The following is an 18,253-nucleotide window of genomic DNA, read 5'->3' on the forward strand; positions in this document are numbered from 1 at the left end:
GTGTCAATTAGAAAATTGATAGCATATAATTGGAAATCAATTAAATTAACGATTAATCAAATCAACAATTAAACTTTCAAAAATGATACAAGTAAACCAACTTTCAAAAAAATATAACGATACAACAGTTTTAAACATAAACAATCTTGAAATTCCAAAAGGGCAGAGCTTCGGATTAGTAGGAAATAACGGGGCAGGAAAAACCACTTTTTTCAGCTTGTTACTCGATTTGATTCAGCCTTCAACCGGAAATATAGTAAACAACAATATTCAGGTGAATGCAAACGAGCACTGGAAATCCTTCACAGGATCTTTTCTCGATGAAAGTTTTTTGATTGGGTATTTAACTCCTGAGGAATATTTTTATTTTATTGGGGATTTACGCCACCAGAACAAAGCCGATATTGATGCCTTATTACAGCAGCATGAAGAGTTTTTTAACGGAGAAATCCTGAACAACAAAAAATATTTGAGAGATTTATCTAAGGGAAATCAGAAGAAAGTAGGTATCATTGCTACACTTATCGGTAACCCTGAAGTTGTTATTTTAGATGAACCTTTTGCAAATCTGGATCCGACAACGGTAAGCCGATTAAAAAAGATTATTAAAGATTTGGCAGATAATCCAAACGTTACTGTGCTGGTTTCCAGTCATGATTTGCAGCATACCGTAGAGGTTTGTGACCGAATAGTAGCCTTAAATAAAGGAGAAATTGTAAAAGATATTCAAACTTCAAAAGAAACCTTACAAGAACTGGAGTTGTTTTTTGCAGTATAAGTTTCTATATTTCAAAAAGAAGCGTATTTTTACAAGTCAATATACTAAAAATCCTTTTTAGAAGTTAATTGATATAAACTCTTTTCTATTGAAAAAGAATATTCTTAAATATAGTTTTTTTATTGTTTTTTTATTCTTTTTGATAGCCTGTTCTACCAAGAAAAATAATTTTTTGGCCAGAAATTCCCATGCGCTAAGTACAAAATATAACATTCTGTACAATGGCGGAATTGGTCTTGACAAAGGATTAAAGGCTGTTCATGCGAATAATCAGGATAACTTCTGGAAAATGCTTCCGATCGAAAAGATGCAGTTTGATGAGAATTTTTCACAAGGGGATAAACCCAAAAATGCTGATTTCGAAAAGGCGGAGACCAAGGCCACAAAAGCGATTCAGAAGCATTCCATGAATATTGGAGGAAGAGAGCGAAATTCACAAATAGACGAAGCATATTTAATGCTTGGGAAAGCCAGATACTACGATCAGAGGTTTATTCCGGCTTTGGAGGCATTCAATTATATTTTGTACAAATACCCAAACAGCAGTAATATTTATACAGCGAAAATCTGGCGCGAGAAAACCAATATGCGTTTAGGTAATGATGCTATTGCGGTAAAAAATATCAATCTGCTCTTAAAAAATACAGATCTGAACAAGCAGACATTTTCGGATGCGAATGCTTTATTGGCAGAAGCGTATTTAAATTTGGAAAAAAAGGACAGTGCAGTTGCTAAACTTAAAATCGCTGAGGAGTTTACCAGAATAAATGAAGACCGTGCACGTTACCGTTTTATCTTAGGTCAGATGTATCAGGAAGCCGGGATAAGAGACAGCGCCTTCTATTACTATGACGGTGTAATTGACATGAACAGAAAAGCGGATCGAAAATACATGATGCATGCCTATGCAAAAAAGGCGCAAATGTTTGATTATAAAAATGGAGATCAGGATTTGTTTTTAGAAATGTACAATAAGTTAGTGGCAGATCGTGAAAACAGACCTTATCTGGATGTTTTATTTTATGAAATGGGAGTCTTCTTTGATAAAAATGAGGAGCAACAGGATGCTTTGGTTTTCTACAATAAGTCATTGGGAAGAAAATCAAAAGACCCTTACTTGGTAGCGTCGACTTATAGAAATATTGGCGACATGTATTTTAAGAATACCAACTACACTATCGCTGCCAAATATTATGACAGTACGTTAGTAAAATTAGATCCTAAATCCAGAGAGTTTGCTTTTATTGAAAAAAACAGAAAAAATCTGGACAACGTTATCAAGTACGAAGCAATTGCAAAACGTAACGATAGTATCATAAAAGTATATGGTTTGTCTCCGACTGACAGAAAAAGTTATTTTAATGATTATATCGCTGTTCTCAAAGAAAAAGACGAGGAGAAACGAATTTTAGAAGAAAAAGAAAAGGAAAAACTGGCCAATATCGATCGTAATACAAATGCTAATGGAGGACCAACAGCGGTTAATCCTCAGTCAGTTGGAACGGCTAATCCCGGAATAGGAGCATTTAATCCGCCGCCAGGAAATGAAACGGCAAGTACCGGTACCAGTACTTTTTATTTTTACAATCCTACCACAGTTGCTTACGGAAAATTACAGTTTAAGAAATTATGGGGTAATAGAGTTTTAGAAGGCAACTGGAGATTGGCCGCTGCGAAATCAGCCAATAATGCCGCATTAAATGATACTTTAAATAAAAATGCGGCAAATACTCTCAAAGATTCTATAGTTATTGAAAAATATACTACAGATTTCTACGAAAAACAGCTCCCTCAAACACAAGCTGCAATCGATAGTATTGGTGTAGAACGTAATTTTGCGTACTATCAATTAGGACTTATTTACAAAGAAAAATTTAAGGAATATAATCTGGCGAGTGACAAACTGGAACAATTATTAAAAAATAAGCCGGAAGAAAAATTGATTTTACCGGCGATGTATAACTTGTACAAAATATATCAAATTACAAATCCTGCGCGCGCCGAAAGGATAAAATCAGATATTACAAACAATTATCCGACTTCACGATACGCTCAAATTTTGAACAATACCAATGCGGGCGATTTAGCATCACCGGATAAAGAGTACCAAAAATGGTATAAATTGTTTCAGGAGGAGCAGTTTGATACCGTCTTAGATAATATTGACAATCTGATCAATCAATATTCAGGTGATGAAATTGTTTCTAAGTATGAATTGTTAAAAGCCAATACCTTAGGAAAAGTAAATGGTTTAACCGCATACAAAAAAGGTTTAGAATCAGTTGCCGATAATTATCCAAACAGTGATGAAGGAAAAAATGCGCGCGAGATTTTAGAAAAGCAAATACCAGTTTTAGAAAAACTTGATTTTACTTCAGTTGACAGTAAAAACTGGAAAATTGTATATGTAGTTGCTAATAACGACACTAAAACCCGTCAAAAGATTGAAGAAGCGATCAGAGTCTTTTTATTAGTTGAAAATTATGAGAGATTGACAACTTCTTTTGATAAATACAATAGAACTGAAAGTTTTGTGGTGATTCACGGTTTAAAATCAGAGGCATACGCCAGAGATATTTCAGGAGTTTTTAGAGATGATAAAAAGTATAAAATACCGAATCCCGCAATTATCATATCGAGTGATAATTACAAATTGATTCAAATTAAGAAAAACCTCGATACCTACTTAGCCCCCAAAACACCATAATCATGTTTGATAAAGTAAAAAAAAACGGAACAGAACTTTTAGGAAAAACGAATCGAATAGTTGAAGGAACCTCTATTGTAGGAGACATTGTTGCTAAAGACGATTTTAGACTGGACGGAGAATTGATAGGAAATTTTACTTCGCAGGGCAAACTGGTTATAGGAGCCTCCGGCATTGTAAAAGGCGAAATTGTTTGTAATAATGCTGATATTGAAGGCGTATTTCAGGGAAAAATTAAAGTTTTAGAAGTCCTTAATATAAAAGCATCGGCACAGATTCATGGAGAAGTTGCCATAGGAAAACTGTCTATTGAACCAGGCGCAAATTTTACCGCTACCTGTACCATGTTAGCTCATACTAAAGATGTAACCCTAAAAGATGGAAAAGGAACCGAACAAAAACAAAAGGAACAAGTGGCTTCCGCTCATTAATATTCCCGTTCAAATGGGGATTATTATTTTTTTATTTTCCTATTTTGGTACCTGGCTGGATGAAAATCATCCCAGTCCAAAATTAGATTACAACACCATTTTTGTCATGATTGGAGTTGGATTGGCTTTGTACAATGTAATTCGTCAAGTTAACGAAATCAATAAAACAAAGTAAATCATCTTTTAAACGGCTTGAAATAAATATTGCATCTTTGCAAAAAAAAAATTCAAATGCTTTTAAAAAATTACAAACCCATTTTATATTTATTCTTTTTTGCTTTGGCGGCTTACTTATTGCACAAAGCACTTTTTTCAGTTTTAGAAATTAATACCCAAAACTTTTATTATAGTACAGCCTTTTTGTATTTGATTTTTTTCGCACTGTCGGCATTTTTATACCTTATATTATTAGTAGTAAAAAAGAAGAATTTTGAAATTGTCGGAATGGCTTTCCTGTTCGGGACCGCCAGCCAAATGTTATTGGCCTATTTAATTTTAAGACCGATTTTGGAAAACAAAAGTGGCGAGATAGTGGTTGAAAAAATCAATTTTTTTATAACATTTATTTTGTTTTTGTTATTTCAGACGCTTTTAACTGTCCGATTATTAAATGAAAAGCATTAAAATGGGGATTATGCAAAAGAAGGTTCAAAAATAATTTTTCATATCCTTTTGAATATTAATAAAAAATGTACCTTTGCACCAAATTTTAGAAACGTAAAAAATAAGATTTTTAACAGATATGGTGATTTCAAACAAACCGCTCAAATTTATTCTTGCAGCTTTAGTAGCTTGTTCTCCAGTAATGAGTTTTGCAAATTCAGAGAATGACTCAACGCATGTACATGCTGAAGCCGCTCATGAAGAAAAAGTAATTTCACATAACGCGCCGTCGGAAGAGGAGCATGCAGCTCTTGACCCAAAAGCAAAAGTGGACGCTTTTATTGATCATCACTTACAAGATTCTCATGATTTTGTTTTCTTCTCAGATGAAAAAGAAAATAAACATTACGGTTTTCCATTACCTGTAATTCTTATTGACGGAGGTTTGAAAATTTTCTCTTCTTCAAAATTACACCACGGTGAAGCAGTTGCTGAAGTTGACGGAAACTTCTACAAATTAGTTCACGGTAAAATTTACAAAACGGATGCTGCGGGAACTATTACTTTTAATGACCACGGACATCCTGAAAACGAAAAACCATTAGATTTTTCGATTACAAAAAATGTAGTGTCAATGCTTTTTGTTTCGGTATTATTATTTTTAATGTTTACCGGATTAGCGAAGTCTTATAAAAAAGGACCAATCCCAACTGGTTTCGGAAGAGTATTAGAACCGCTTATTATTTTCATCAGAGATGAGATCGCTGTTCCAAATATTGGAGAGAAAAAATACAGAAAATTTATGGGTTACCTTTTAACGGTGTTTTTCTTTGTATGGTTGTTAAACTTATTAGGTATGACTCCACTTGGAATTAACGTTACAGGAAATATTGCAATCACAGTTTGTTTAGCTGCGTTTACTTTTATCATTACTCAGTTTAGTGCTAACAAAGATTATTGGGGACACATTTTCTGGATGCCAGGAGTACCAGTTCCGATGAAAATTATTTTAGCTCCGATCGAAGTTTTAGGTACATTAACAAAACCATTTGCATTATTAATTCGTTTGTATGCAAATATTACTGCAGGTCACGTAGTAATTATGAGTTTGATCGCGATGATTTTCGTAGGTAAAAATTTAGCAGCAGATTTGCCAATCTCTTTAGGACTAACATTATTTATTTCGGTAATTGAAGTTTTAGTTGCATTTTTGCAAGCGTTCATTTTCACAATGTTATCGTCATTATTTATAGGTATGGCTGTTGCAGATCACGACCATGATCATGGACACGGACACGATGATAATGTTATTATTTAATTTAGAAGTTTAATTTTATATATATAAATACTTATGGGAACAATTCCAACTTTAGTAGGTGCAGGTTTAGTAGTAATCGGTGCTGGTTTAGGTCTAGGTAAAATCGGTGGATCTGCTATGGACGCTATTGCTCGTCAGCCAGAAGCTGCTGGTAAAATTCAAACTGCGATGATTATTATCGCGGCTTTATTAGAAGGTTTAGCATTTGCTGCTTTGATCTTAGGAAAATAATAAAGAAAGAACTAACAACATCTTTAACGGTTGGTTAAAGGTGTTGTTACTTTTAAAAAAAGAAATTAAATATTTAATATAGTTATAAAATGGATAAGTTAATTAACGATTTTTCATTCGGTTTATTCTTTTGGCAAGCACTAATCTTGTTGGTTTTGATTTTACTTTTAGTAAAGTTTGCCTGGAAACCAATTATGGAATCTATTACAGCAAGAGAAGAAGGTATTAAAGATGCATTACTTTCTGCAGAAAATGCAAAGAGAGAAATGGAAAACTTACAAGCTGACAATCAAAGAATTTTGAATGAAGCTCGTGCAGAGCGTGACGCGATGCTAAAAGAAGCTCGTGAAATGAAAGAGAAAATGATTGCTGATTCTAAAAACGAAGCACAAGAAGCGGGTCAAAAAATGATCGAGCAAGCTAAAGCTGCTATCGAAAGTGAAAAGAATGCTGCTATGGCTGAATTGAAATCACAAGTTTCAACTTTATCATTAAGCATCGCTGAAAAATTATTGAAAGAAGAATTATCTAACAAAGAATCTCAAACTAAATTAGTAGAGAAAATGTTAGGTGACGTAAAGCTAAACTAAGATTATGGCAAGTACAAGAGCAGCAATTCGTTATGCAAAAGCAATTCTGGACTTAGCAAACTCTAAAGGTGTTGCCGAAGCTGTCAATAACGATATGAAGTCAATTGCAACGGCAATTGAGAGTAATGAAGAATTAAGTGCCTTTATTCAAAACCCAACTACAAAAGTTGAAGTTAAAGAAAGTGCTCTTTTAGAAGTTTTTGCAGATGTAAATGGTGTAACTAAAGGGTTATTTCATTTATTATTTGAAAACAAAAGATTTGAAATTCTGGAAGCTATTGCTTTAGAATACAAAAAAATATTTGACGAAGGTAATGGTGTTGAAGTAGCAAAAGTTACAACAGCAATCCCAATGGATGCCGCTTTAGAAGCTAAAGTTTTGGCAAAAGTGGCAACTTTATCAGATAAAAAAATAACAATTGAAAATACAGTAGACCCATCTATCATTGGAGGGTTTATTTTAAGAATAGGGGATCAACAATACAATGCTTCTGTTGCAAACAGATTGCAGGTATTAAAAAGAGAGTTAAGTAATTAGTTTTATTACACATAAAAGTGTCTAAATTATAAATTAAGATGGCGGAAATCAAACCTGCTGAAATTTCAGCAATATTAAGAAAGCAAGTAGAAGGTTTTGAATCTGGTGCTACGCTAGAGGAAGTAGGAACAGTACTTCAAGTTGGAGACGGTATTGCTCGTATTTACGGGCTATCGAATGTACAATATGGTGAGTTGGTTGAATTTGACAACGGACTTGAAGCTATTGTATTGAACCTTGAAGAAGACAACGTTGGTGTGGTACTTTTAGGACCATCAACTGGAATCAAAGAAGGATCAACAGCAAAAAGAACGCAACGTATTGCTTCTCTTAAAGTAGGTGAGCAAATGGTAGGACGTGTAGTAAACACTCTTGGTTTTCCAATTGATGGAAAAGGACCAATTGGTGGAGACTTATACGAAATGCCTTTAGAAAGAAAAGCACCTGGTGTTATCTTCCGTCAGCCGGTAACGGAGCCATTACAAACAGGAGTAAAAGCAGTTGATGCTATGATCCCGGTTGGTCGTGGACAACGTGAGCTTGTAATTGGTGACCGTCAAACAGGTAAATCAACTGTTTGTATCGATACAATCTTAAATCAAAAAGAATTTTACGATGCAGGAAAACCTGTATTCTGTATATATGTTGCAATTGGGCAAAAAGCTTCAACTGTAGCAGGAATTGCTAAAATGTTAGAAGAAAAAGGTGCAATGGCTTATACAGTTATTGTTGCAGCTAATGCTTCTGATCCAGCTCCAATGCAAGTTTATGCTCCTTTCGCAGGTGCTGCAATTGGAGAGTATTTTAGAGATTCAGGTCGTCCGGCTTTAATTGTTTATGACGATTTATCTAAACAAGCTGTTGCTTACCGTGAGGTTTCTCTTTTATTAAGAAGACCACCGGGACGTGAGGCTTACCCTGGAGACGTTTTCTACTTACACTCTCGTTTATTAGAGCGTGCTTGTAAAGTAATTGCTGATGATGGAATTGCTAAAAACATGAACGATTTACCAGATTCTATCAAGTCTATCGTAAAAGGTGGTGGTTCGTTAACGGCATTACCAATTATCGAAACTCAGGCTGGTGACGTTTCTGCATATATCCCAACAAACGTAATTTCGATTACAGATGGTCAGATTTTCCTTGATGGAGATTTGTTCAACTCTGGAGTTCGTCCTGCGATCAACGTAGGTATCTCTGTATCTCGTGTTGGAGGTAATGCTCAGATTAAATCAATGAAAAAAGTTTCAGGAACTTTAAAATTAGATCAAGCTCAATTCCGTGAATTAGAAGCTTTCGCTAAATTTGGTTCTGACTTAGATTCAGTTACTTTAAACGTAATTGAAAAAGGAAAAAGAAACGTTGAAATCTTAAAACAAGGTTTAAATGATCCTTATCCTGTTGAAAATCAAGTAGCTATTATTTATGCAGGTTCTAAAAACTTATTAAGAAACGTACCTGTAAATAAAGTAAAAGAATATGAAGCTGAGTTCTTAGCTTACTTAAACAGCAAACATAAAGATACGCTTAACGCGTTAAAAGCTGGTAAGTTAGATGACAACATTACTGATGTTATCGAAAAAGCAGCAAAAGAAATTTCAGCAAAATATAATTAATTAGATAATTAGGCAATTAGATAATTAGTGAATGTTCCGCATTTTTCTAATTATCTAATTTGCAAATTGTCACATTTTCTAATTAATAGATGGCAAATTTAAAGGAAATCCGTAATAGAATTACTTCCGTTTCATCGACGATGCAGATTACATCGGCTATGAAAATGGTTTCTGCTGCAAAGCTTAAGAAAGCACAAGATGCAATCACTGCGATGCGCCCTTATGCCGAGAAATTAACGGAGTTGTTGCAAAATCTTTCCGCTACACTTGATGGTGAAGTTGGAGGTGATTACACTACTCAACGTGAAGTAAAAAAAGTATTGCTTGTAGCCATAACTTCAAACAGAGGTTTATGTGGTGCATTCAATTCTAACGTAATTAAAGAGGTTAAGAATCGTACCGAATTTTACGCAGGAAAACAAGTTGACGTTTTTGCTATTGGTAAAAAAGGAAATGATGTTTTAAGCAAAACGCATAAAGTACACGGTCATCATAATGCAATTTTTGATCATTTAACTTTTGAAAATGTTGCCGGAATTGCTGATAGTTTAACAGAGAAATTCCTTACTGGAGAGTACGACAGAATCGAATTGATCTACAATCAGTTTAAAAATGCTGCGACTCAAATTGTTCAGACAGAACAGTTTTTACCGTTAGCGCCAATTAAATCTGATGCTGCAGTTTCTACAGGAGATTACATTTTTGAACCTTCAAAAGAAGAAATCGTGTTGACTTTGATTCCGAAATCATTGAAAACACAATTATATAAAGGAATCCGCGATTCATTTGCTTCAGAACACGGAGCACGTATGACAGCAATGCACAAAGCAACTGACAACGCAACTGAATTAAGAAACCAATTGAAATTAACTTACAATAAAGCACGTCAGGCTGCTATTACTAACGAGATCTTAGAAATCGTTGGTGGAGCGGAAGCTTTGAACGGATAGCTTATTTAAGATATTTTTAAAATATAAAAGGAGTTTGAGTCTTAGATTTAAACTCTTTTTTTTATTCAAGTACTTTTGAAAAAGGCCTATTTTGGTTTTAAAAATATATAGCTATCCGAAATCTACCGCTTTTACTTGGTTTTTTGAGCCATAAATGCATTTTTAAAGCAGGTTAAAATGTTTACCTGCCGGACTGCGAAAATTATACTTATCACCTGTTTGTTCATTTACCAAACTAATAATAAAGCAATATTGCTTCCCTCCTTCAAGATATTTTGAAGGCTGTATTGATAATTTTGTATACTTTTCATGATCTATTATATGTGCAGTTGCAGGACGCTGATGACGCTGTCCTTCTGCTACGGGATAAAACATAGCATTAAGAACTCTAAGAGAATTTGGAGGAACTTCCTGAGGGGGCGCAAATATGGTAATTGTTGACCCTATTCTTTCAGATGTCGGAGTAAAATCTGTTACATCAATGTTTGTTATCATGGTTTTTATTTTTTTTAAAGTAAGTCCGGTGAGCCAGTAATGTACTTATGTTATATATACTAGACAAGTAACAGAAAATAGGTATCCTTGTCCTAAGATTTTTGCAAAAGTAAGAATAATCTTAAACAAAAACAAAGACTTTCTTAGTAAAATGAAGATTAACTGTAACATTTTAGTGTGACAATGAGAATTAAAGTTATTTTCAGTTGTTAGTCCTAAAATGACGGTTTTTGATCATATTGGATGCTAGAAAAAATTTGAAATAAAAGAAAGACTGTCTAAAAGCATTGTCCGGAAGCAGATTAGCGGTTATTCGTGTATTTCTATATCGGGTTGAGAATTATATAAGCGACAACGAAAAAATAAGTATTTTTGAAATCTATTTTTTTAAACAATGAAACTACAAATAAAAGAACTCACGACAATCAAAGAAATGGTGGATCAGATTGATACCATGCGATTTCTTTATCCAAATCTTTCAGTTGAAAAGTACACGGCCTATCTTTCAGAAATGGTTCCTCATAATTATATCCAGATCGGTGTTTTTGAAGAGGGTGTTTGTTTAGGGATTACCGGTTGCTGGTCGGCTACAAAACTATGGACAGGGAAATATCTTGAGATAGACAATTTTGTCGTAAATCCGGACGTTAGATCAAAAGGAATTGGAAAATTGCTAACGGATTATATCGAACAAAAAGCAATTGATTTAGATTGCAGCAGTATCGTTCTGGATGCATTTACCGGAAATTTTGCTGCGCACCGTTTCTATTACAATCAGGGGTACGGACCAAGAGGTTTTCATTTTGTTAAAATTTTAGACGAAAAAAAATTAACTCACTAAAATTCCGGCAAGTTCTTTTATTGAAGCGCAAAATCAATAATAAACCAAAGAATTGGTTATTTTTGTTTTATAAATTTTATTACACACATATATTTTGGGATTATATAAAAATCTATTCAAACAAACGGCTATTTATGGACTAGCGACGGTTTTGCCGCGAATGCTGAGTTTTCTGTTAGTCAGATTGTATACCGGTATTTTACCAACTGCAGAATACGGTGAAGTTTCGATTGTTTTGTCCTGGATGGTTTTCTTTAATGTGGTACTTTCGTACGGAATGGAGACGGCATTTTTTAGGTTTTACAGTGCCGAAGACGACAAGAAAAATGTAATAGCTACTTCTACAATTTCAATATTTTGGTCGTCGATAATTTTCTTATTTGCAGCTTTAATTTTTAGAAATACATTGGCAACTTTGGCCGAAGTAGATGTGCAGTACATCACCTACACCGTATGGATCCTGGTTTTAGATGCTTTGGTTTTAATTCCTTTTTCTAAGTTAAGAGCCAATCAGCGGCCTATGGTTTATGCGGCGATTAAAATTGGTAATGTTATAATCAATCTGTTACTGAACATATTTTTCCTGATGTACCTTCCTAAACTGGCAGCATCAAACCCTAATTCTGTTTGGGATAATTTGTATGTCGAAAACTTTCAGATTGCTTATATTTTTATTGCCAATCTATTGGCGAGTTTAGCGACGTTCATCGTGCTTTCACCAAACTATCTTTCACTTGGACGAAAATTTGATCCGGTACTTTGGAAGAAAATGATGAGATATGGTTTGCCTATTTTAGTGGCAGGACTTGCTTTCGCAGTTAACGAACATTTTGATAAAATTTTGCTGGGATATCTGTTGCCGGAGAATCTTGCAAAATCTGAAGTTGGAGCGTATTCAGCCTGTTATAAATTAGGGTTGTTCATGGTTTTATTTGCAACGGCCTTCAGACTCGGGATTGAACCCTTCTTTTTCAGTCATGCGAAAAACGAAAATGCACCTCAGACCTATGCCGTAATTACAAAATACTTCGTGATTTTAGGATCATTGATTTTATTAGGTGTTATTGTATTTGCAGACGTTTTAAAATATTTATTGCTAGATAATAAATCGTATTGGGAGGCCATGAAAGTGGTGCCGTTAATCATTTTGGCAAACTTCTTTTTAGGGATTTACAACAACTTATCGGTTTGGTATAAACTAACAGACAAAACACAAATTGGAGCTTATATCTCGATTGTGGGAGCCATCGTGACTTTGATTTTAAACTATGTTTTAATTCCAAAGTACAGTTACTACGGTTCTGCAATTGCGACTATTTCAGCGTACGGAAGTATGATGCTGATTTCTTATATTTTAGGAAACAGATACTATCCCATCCCTTATGATATGAACAAAATTGGAGCTTACTTAGGAATTTCAATTGTATTTTCGGCTATCTCTTTTTACGGATTCAGAGAAAATTATTTTGTTGGAATCCCTTTGTTTTTGGGCTTTGTCTATTTTGTTTATCATAACGAAAAACAAACAATCAAAGGAATTATGAATAAAAAGTAAGGGTACTTTTTAATCTTTTAAAATAAAAATGAAAATACAAATTATCAATAAATCACAGCACGCTTTACCGAACTATGAAACGATCGCTTCGGCAGGAATGGATTTACGTGCCAATTTAACAGAAGCTATTACGTTAAAACCCTTAGAAAGAACCATTGTAAAAACCGGACTTTTTATAGAGTTGCCTATTGGTTATGAGGCACAAGTACGACCAAGAAGCGGACTGGCGGCGAAAAAAGGAGTAACCGTTTTAAACTCTCCCGGAACTGTCGATGCAGATTATAGAGGCGAAATAGGCGTAATTTTAGTAAATTTATCCAACGAAGAATTTGTCATTGAAAATGGAGAGCGAATCGCACAACTTATCATTGCAAAACACGAAAGAGCAGAATGGATAGAAGTGAACGAGCTTTCTGAAACGTCAAGAGGAGAAGGCGGATTTGGAAGTACAGGAGTAAAATAGTTTTCAGTCACGGTCGCAGTAATCAGTTTTAATAGATTGCGATCTTAAAAATGAAATGAAAAAACTTAGGAATCTTTGCGAAAAAGCTTTGCGAACTTTGCGGTAAAAAAGTTTTAACTTACAGTATAAATAACCTTTACGATTAAAATTAAGAACCAAACTAAGAGGGTTTTTTAAACCTTTCCATTAAAATAAATAAAAAGAAATGAAGATAATCGTTCCAATGGCGGGTCGTGGATCAAGACTTAGACCACATACTTTAACAGTTCCAAAACCATTAATTCCGGTTGCAGGTAAATCGATCGTGCACCGATTGGTGGAAGACATTGCCAAAATACTAAAAGAACCTATTGAAGAGGTTGCTTTTATTTTAGGAGATCCTGCTTTTTTTGGTGATGATCTTGTAGCAAGTTTAGAAGAATTGGCAGGAAGTTTAGGAGCCAAAGCTTCCATCTACCGTCAGGATTTACCTTTAGGGACTGGACACGCGATTATGTGTGCCAAAGAATCTTTATCAGGTCCGGCAGTAATTGCTTATGCAGATACTTTGATCAGAGCCGATTTTGAATTAGATCCTTCTGCCGATGCTGTTATTTGGGTGAAACAAGTGGATCAGCCGGAAGCATTTGGTGTCGTAAAATTAAATACTAATAATGAAATTATAGAATTAGTAGAAAAACCAAAAGAATTTGTTAGTGACTTAGCAGTTATTGGAATCTATTATTTTAAAGAAGTAGGTGATTTGAAAAAGGAACTTCAGGGAGTTTTGGATAATAATATTCAAAATGGTGGAGAATATCAGATCAACGACGGAATTAAAGCCATGATGGCAAACGGTAAAGTGTTTAAAACCGGAAGTGTGGATGAATGGATGGATTGCGGAAATAAGGATGTTACTGTTGAAACAAATTCAAGGATGTTAGGGTTTTTACACAATGATGGGGAGCATTTAGTAGATTACGATGTGAAATTGGAAAACTCAACTATCATTCCACCGTGTTATATTGGCGAAAATGTAGTGTTGAAAAACACAACAGTTGGTCCAAATGTATCCATTGGTAAAGGTTGTCACGTTACAGACAGTACAATTAGCAACAGTTTAATACAAACTTATTCTCAAATAAAAAATGCACAGCTTGACAATGCAATGATTGGAAATCATGTGGTTTATGATGGTAAGTTTAGCAGTGTTAGCATCGGAGATTATTCAGTTTTAGAATAGATTATCAGTTGGAATAGATTCGTTTTTGTTTAAAAATAAATTTTAATAAATGATACAAAAAGGAGTTATCGCGATTTTATTTTTCGTTTTGCTTGGCAATCCCATTTCGGTTATGGCTCAAACAGAGCCGGAAGATATTGCTGTGGCAACCGATGAGTATCAGGATGCTTTTTATGAATCGTTGAAACAAAAAGGAATTGAAAATTATGATAAGGCCGTCACTTCATTACAAAAGTGTATCAAACTAAAACCCAATGATGCGGTGGCTTATTTTGAACTCGGGAAAAATTATCTGTCCTTAAAAGATTATCGAAGCGCGCAGGATTCTTTTGAAAAAGCGACTCAACTTGATCCTAAAAACAAATGGTATTGGCTGGGAATTTATGATGTAAGTTTTGAAACCAAAAATTATCCTTTGGCGATTGAAACCATTCAGAAAATAATGGTTTTTGATGAAGAGTACAAAGATGATTTGATTTCGCTGTATATGATCACCAATCAGTTTGATAAAGCGTTGGTGGCGATCAATGAAATGAATGATAAGTATGGGAAATCAGAAGATCGTGATCGCTATAGATTGCAAATCTTATCTCAGGGGAAATATCAAAATGCAGAAATTGATAACTTGATTGAGCAGATAAAGCAGCATCCAAAAGAAGAATCAAATTATGTAAATCTGATTTTTTTATATTCAAAATCAGAAGAAACAGATAAGGCGCTAAATGTTGCAAAACAGCTGGCAAAGGAAATTCCAACTTCAGAATGGGCGCAGGTAAGTTTGTTTAAAGGGTATCTGGATTCCAATCAGGCTGATAAAGCGATTAAGGCAATGAATGTAATTTTGGGAAGTTCAAAAATTGATTCCAAAATAAAACATCGTACCTTAAATGAGTTTTTGATCTATACAAACAAAAATCCACAGTATGCGTCAGATTTAGAGAAAGCCATTTCCTATTTCGATAACGATCCTAATGTGGATGTGGCCAAAGAAATTGGAAAATTCTATCACAGTAAAGGTCAGTTTGAAAATGCGATTAAATATTATGAAAAAGATTTAAAAGCCAATTCAGAGACAGACCGTGAAACTAATTTGCTTTTGCTTGAAGCGTATGCTCAGATGAAACAGTTTGAGCCAATGACAAAAAGAGCAATGAGCATGATTGAGGTTTATCCAAGTCAGCCGCAGTTTTATTACTACGCCGGTTTAGGAAATAATCAGTTAAAGCAATTTAAAAATGCAAAAACCGTTTTAGAAATAGGACTCGATTATGTGGTAGAGGACAAAACACTGGAGGCAAATTTTAATATTCAGTTGGGAGAGGCTTACAATGGATTGGGAGATGCAAAGAAAAAAGAGGAATACTTTTTGAAGGCAAATGAATTATTGAAAAAGAAAAAATAGAGGAAAGAAAATAGAGGAAAGAGGGGGATGTGCTTATATGCTAAGATCTTGATTTTTATTTTCGGCAACCTGAAACAACACTATAAACAATTAAACAGATTTTGATTTGTCCAGATTCAAAATTAAAAAAGGCGGTAAATGAAAAAATATATAGCGATAGCGGTATTATCCGTTTTTATGATTTCCTGTAAATCAAAGGCGGTTGCCGTGCAGAACAATACCAGCGAAGTAAAAGAAATTACGCCAAAAGAAGAAAAAAAAGTAATAGAGAATCACTATAACAATAAGTTAGATTTTTCAACGCTGTACGTAAAAGCCGGTGCACGATATGTTGACGATAAACAAAGTCAGAATGTTACCGCCGAGATTAAAATTGAAAAAGACAAACAAATTTTAGTAAGTGTTCGTTTCCTGGGTATTACTATGGCAAAAGCTTTGATTACGCCAACAGCAGTAAGCTACTACGAAAAAATAAACGGTACCTACTACGAAGGCGATTTTACAAGTCTAAGTAAATGGCTGGGAACAGAACTGGATTACAGTAAAGTTCAGAACCTATTGGTTGGTGAAGCTTTAGATGATTTGAGAAAAGGGAAATATGCACAAACGATAGTAGATAATCTTTTTCGTTTAGAAGATGAAAAAGATTCTAATCTGAAAAAATCATTCTATTTGGATCCTGAAAAATACCTGTTGCAAAAAGAAGAGATCTCGCAGCCATCAGAAAACAGATTCCTGCAGATTTCCTATGCCGACAGTAAGGTTTTCAATCAGGGAATACTTCCAACAAGTATTGAAATCAGTGCAATTCAGCCAAAAGGAAAAACAAATATTAGTTTAAATTACAATACGATTTCGTTTAACGAAGAACTTTCTTTTCCTTACAGTGTGCCAAGTGGTTATAAGAAAGTTATAATTAAGTAAATTTGCAAAAAGAAAATATAAACATGCCAAAATTTCTCCTAAGCCTAATTTTTATATGTGCCACTACTTTTATGTGGGCACAAGATTCGCAACAAGAAAAACTGGAACAGCGTAAAGCTCAGATTCAGCAGGAAATTAGAGATAATGAAAAGATGCTGCAATCGGTAAAGAAAAAAGAAAAATCGGCAGTAAATGTTTATTTAATTCAGTCCAATAAAATCAAGCTGAAAGAAAAGCTGATTAATACTACTGCAAAGCAGGAAAAACTTTTGAGTAATGACATGTATATTAATCAGGTTAAGGTTAATAAACTTAAAAAAGAATTGGAAGTATTAAAGGCAGATTATTCAAAAATGATTCTTAAATCATACAAAAGCCGATCTGAGCAAAGCAGAGCTATGTTTATTTTATCTTCAGAGAGCTTTTTACAAGCTTATAAAAGAGCACAATATTTAAAACAATATACCAATTTCAGAAAAAACCAGGGATTGGAAATTCAATCCAAAACGGCACAGCTGGAAGACTATAATGCGAGACTGAACGGTCAGCGTATTGTGAAGAAGAAGATTATTGCTGAAAATGAAAAAGAAAAACAAAGTTTAGAAACGGAAAAGAAAGAGCAGCAAAAACTAGTTAATTCGATTAAAAAGGACAAGAACAAAATTATTGCCGATACGAGAAGCAAACAGCAGGAAGCCAAAAGAATCGACAGACAAATTGATCGTTTGATCCGTGAAGCCATTGCAGAAGCCAACAGAAAAGCTGCCCTGGAAAGAGCAAAAGAAAATCCTGGTTCGACAGCATCTAAAACTCCGGTTTCCTCGTCTAAAATTGCATTGACTCCGGAAGGAAAAATTTTAGCTGCCGATTTTAAAGCCAACAGAGGAAAATTACCATGGCCGGTAGAAAAAGGATTTATTTCATTAGGATATGGTGATCAGCCTCACCCTCTTTATCCGACATTAACGGTGCATAATTCAGGAGTTGAGATTACAACAGAACAAGGAGCAAGTGCCCGTGCCGTATTTGAAGGAGTAGTATCGAGTGTAATTGTTTTGTCTCCAATCAACAGAGCTGTTATGATTCAGCATGGAGATTATTTTACCGTTTATCAAAACCTTAGTCAGGTTTTTGTGGAGAAAGGTGATAAAGTAAATGTAAAACAAAGTATAGGAAAAGTGAGAACCAGTGGTGACACCGGAAAAACCATCATTAAGTTTTTGATTCTTCAAAATACATCGAATAACAATCCGGAGGGATGGTTGCAAAACAGATAATAGTATTGAATGGGAACTTTTAAATTTTCGACTATCCGTTACTTCTATTAATCTAGATAAATATAATTTTGAAAATGGCCGTAGATGCCACAGATGAATTCCGAATTGGGCTCCAGAGGAGCCTAATAGGTATAGCACAATTATCAAGCACGACAAATGAGCTCCAGCGGAGCGCTATGTCAGAGGTTGTTGTTTCTATTATCAGGATAAAATTTGGCAAAATTGTATAATCGCAGCGAAGATTTTTTTGCTTGTCAAAATGACTGGATTGCGGAAAATTTGGTATAAAAAGGGAGGGGTTAAAAGATTTAC

Annotated in this window: 18 protein-coding genes; 17 read left to right on the forward strand and 1 reads right to left on the reverse strand. The window is 34.4% G+C overall.

The features are described 5' to 3' along the window. Positions 1-82 precede the first annotated feature (82 nt). The 10 genes from JO950_RS02465 to atpG all read left to right on the forward strand — a co-directional run bounded on the left by JO950_RS02465 (position 83) and on the right by atpG (position 9,762). On the forward strand, positions 83-778 hold the full coding sequence (locus JO950_RS02465) for an ABC transporter ATP-binding protein (RefSeq protein WP_202700906.1): 696 nt from the start codon (positions 83-85) through the stop codon (positions 776-778). Positions 779-866: 88 nt separating this feature from the next. Continuing rightward, a complete protein-coding gene (locus JO950_RS02470) occupies positions 867-3,485 on the forward strand; it encodes a gliding motility protein (RefSeq protein WP_202700908.1) in 2,619 nt (872 codons plus the stop codon). Positions 3,486-3,487: 2 nt separating this feature from the next. After that, entirely contained in the window at positions 3,488-3,916 is a 429-nt protein-coding gene (locus tag JO950_RS02475) for a polymer-forming cytoskeletal protein (protein WP_202700910.1), read from the forward strand. After that, complete coding sequence (locus JO950_RS02480; protein ID WP_202700912.1) at positions 3,864-4,091, forward strand: AtpZ/AtpI family protein; 228 nt, start codon at positions 3,864-3,866, stop codon at positions 4,089-4,091. Before JO950_RS02475 ends, JO950_RS02480 begins: the two co-directional genes overlap by 53 nt. 567 nt (positions 4,092-4,658) lie before the next feature. Continuing rightward, positions 4,659-5,837 (forward strand): F0F1 ATP synthase subunit A, encoded by a 1,179-nt coding sequence (atpB, locus tag JO950_RS02485; protein WP_202700914.1) that lies wholly within the window; start codon positions 4,659-4,661, stop codon positions 5,835-5,837. A 33-nt stretch (positions 5,838-5,870) separates the two neighbouring features. Continuing rightward, the gene (gene atpE / locus JO950_RS02490) at positions 5,871-6,068 is read left to right on the forward strand and encodes an ATP synthase F0 subunit C (protein WP_008465835.1); all 198 of its coding nucleotides are present in this window, start codon (positions 5,871-5,873) and stop codon (positions 6,066-6,068) included. A gap of 89 nt (positions 6,069-6,157) precedes the next feature. Then, positions 6,158-6,658, forward strand: a complete 501-nt coding sequence (locus tag JO950_RS02495) for a F0F1 ATP synthase subunit B (protein ID WP_017496870.1) — start codon at positions 6,158-6,160, stop codon at positions 6,656-6,658. A gap of 4 nt (positions 6,659-6,662) precedes the next feature. Continuing rightward, positions 6,663-7,196: an ATP synthase F1 subunit delta gene (atpH, locus tag JO950_RS02500; RefSeq protein WP_017496871.1), complete on the forward strand. Its 534-nt coding sequence runs from the start codon at positions 6,663-6,665 to the stop codon at positions 7,194-7,196. 38 nt (positions 7,197-7,234) lie between these two features. Further along, a complete protein-coding gene (gene atpA / locus JO950_RS02505; protein WP_202700915.1) occupies positions 7,235-8,812 on the forward strand; it encodes a F0F1 ATP synthase subunit alpha in 1,578 nt (525 codons plus the stop codon). An 89-nt stretch (positions 8,813-8,901) separates the two neighbouring features. Further along, positions 8,902-9,762 carry an ATP synthase F1 subunit gamma gene (gene atpG / locus JO950_RS02510; RefSeq protein ID WP_202700916.1) on the forward strand — a complete coding sequence of 287 codons (861 nt, stop codon included), beginning with the start codon at positions 8,902-8,904 and terminating at the stop codon, positions 9,760-9,762. Positions 9,763-9,924: 162 nt separating this feature from the next. Here atpG and JO950_RS02515 read toward each other — a convergent pair whose 3' ends face one another. Next, a complete protein-coding gene (locus tag JO950_RS02515; RefSeq protein ID WP_202700917.1) occupies positions 9,925-10,257 on the reverse strand; it encodes a hypothetical protein in 333 nt (110 codons plus the stop codon). A 394-nt stretch (positions 10,258-10,651) separates the two neighbouring features. On the opposite strand from JO950_RS02515, the gene JO950_RS02520 reads away from it, so the two are divergent. The 7 genes from JO950_RS02520 (at position 10,652) to JO950_RS02550 (ending at position 17,941) form a co-directional block, all read left to right on the forward strand. Further along, positions 10,652-11,098, forward strand: a complete 447-nt coding sequence (locus JO950_RS02520) for an N-acetyltransferase (RefSeq protein WP_202700918.1) — start codon at positions 10,652-10,654, stop codon at positions 11,096-11,098. A gap of 94 nt (positions 11,099-11,192) precedes the next feature. Then, entirely contained in the window at positions 11,193-12,653 is a 1,461-nt protein-coding gene (locus tag JO950_RS02525; protein WP_202700920.1) for a lipopolysaccharide biosynthesis protein, read from the forward strand. 28 nt (positions 12,654-12,681) lie between these two features. Next, positions 12,682-13,116 carry a dUTP diphosphatase gene (gene dut / locus JO950_RS02530; RefSeq protein WP_202700922.1) on the forward strand — a complete coding sequence of 145 codons (435 nt, stop codon included), beginning with the start codon at positions 12,682-12,684 and terminating at the stop codon, positions 13,114-13,116. A gap of 205 nt (positions 13,117-13,321) precedes the next feature. Then, complete coding sequence (locus tag JO950_RS02535; RefSeq protein WP_202700924.1) at positions 13,322-14,338, forward strand: sugar phosphate nucleotidyltransferase; 1,017 nt, start codon at positions 13,322-13,324, stop codon at positions 14,336-14,338. Positions 14,339-14,387: 49 nt separating this feature from the next. After that, the gene (locus tag JO950_RS02540; protein ID WP_202700936.1) at positions 14,388-15,740 is read left to right on the forward strand and encodes a lipopolysaccharide assembly protein LapB; all 1,353 of its coding nucleotides are present in this window, start codon (positions 14,388-14,390) and stop codon (positions 15,738-15,740) included. A gap of 138 nt (positions 15,741-15,878) precedes the next feature. Continuing rightward, positions 15,879-16,664 (forward strand): DUF4292 domain-containing protein, encoded by a 786-nt coding sequence (locus tag JO950_RS02545; protein ID WP_017496879.1) that lies wholly within the window; start codon positions 15,879-15,881, stop codon positions 16,662-16,664. 23 nt (positions 16,665-16,687) lie between these two features. After that, complete coding sequence (locus tag JO950_RS02550) at positions 16,688-17,941, forward strand: murein hydrolase activator EnvC (RefSeq protein WP_202700938.1); 1,254 nt, start codon at positions 16,688-16,690, stop codon at positions 17,939-17,941. Positions 17,942-18,253: the final 312 nt, after the last annotated feature.

Origin of the sequence: Flavobacterium sp. UGB4466 (assembly GCF_903469665.1) — a bacterium.
Taxonomy (GTDB): Bacteria; Bacteroidota; Bacteroidia; order Flavobacteriales; family Flavobacteriaceae; genus Flavobacterium; species Flavobacterium lipolyticum.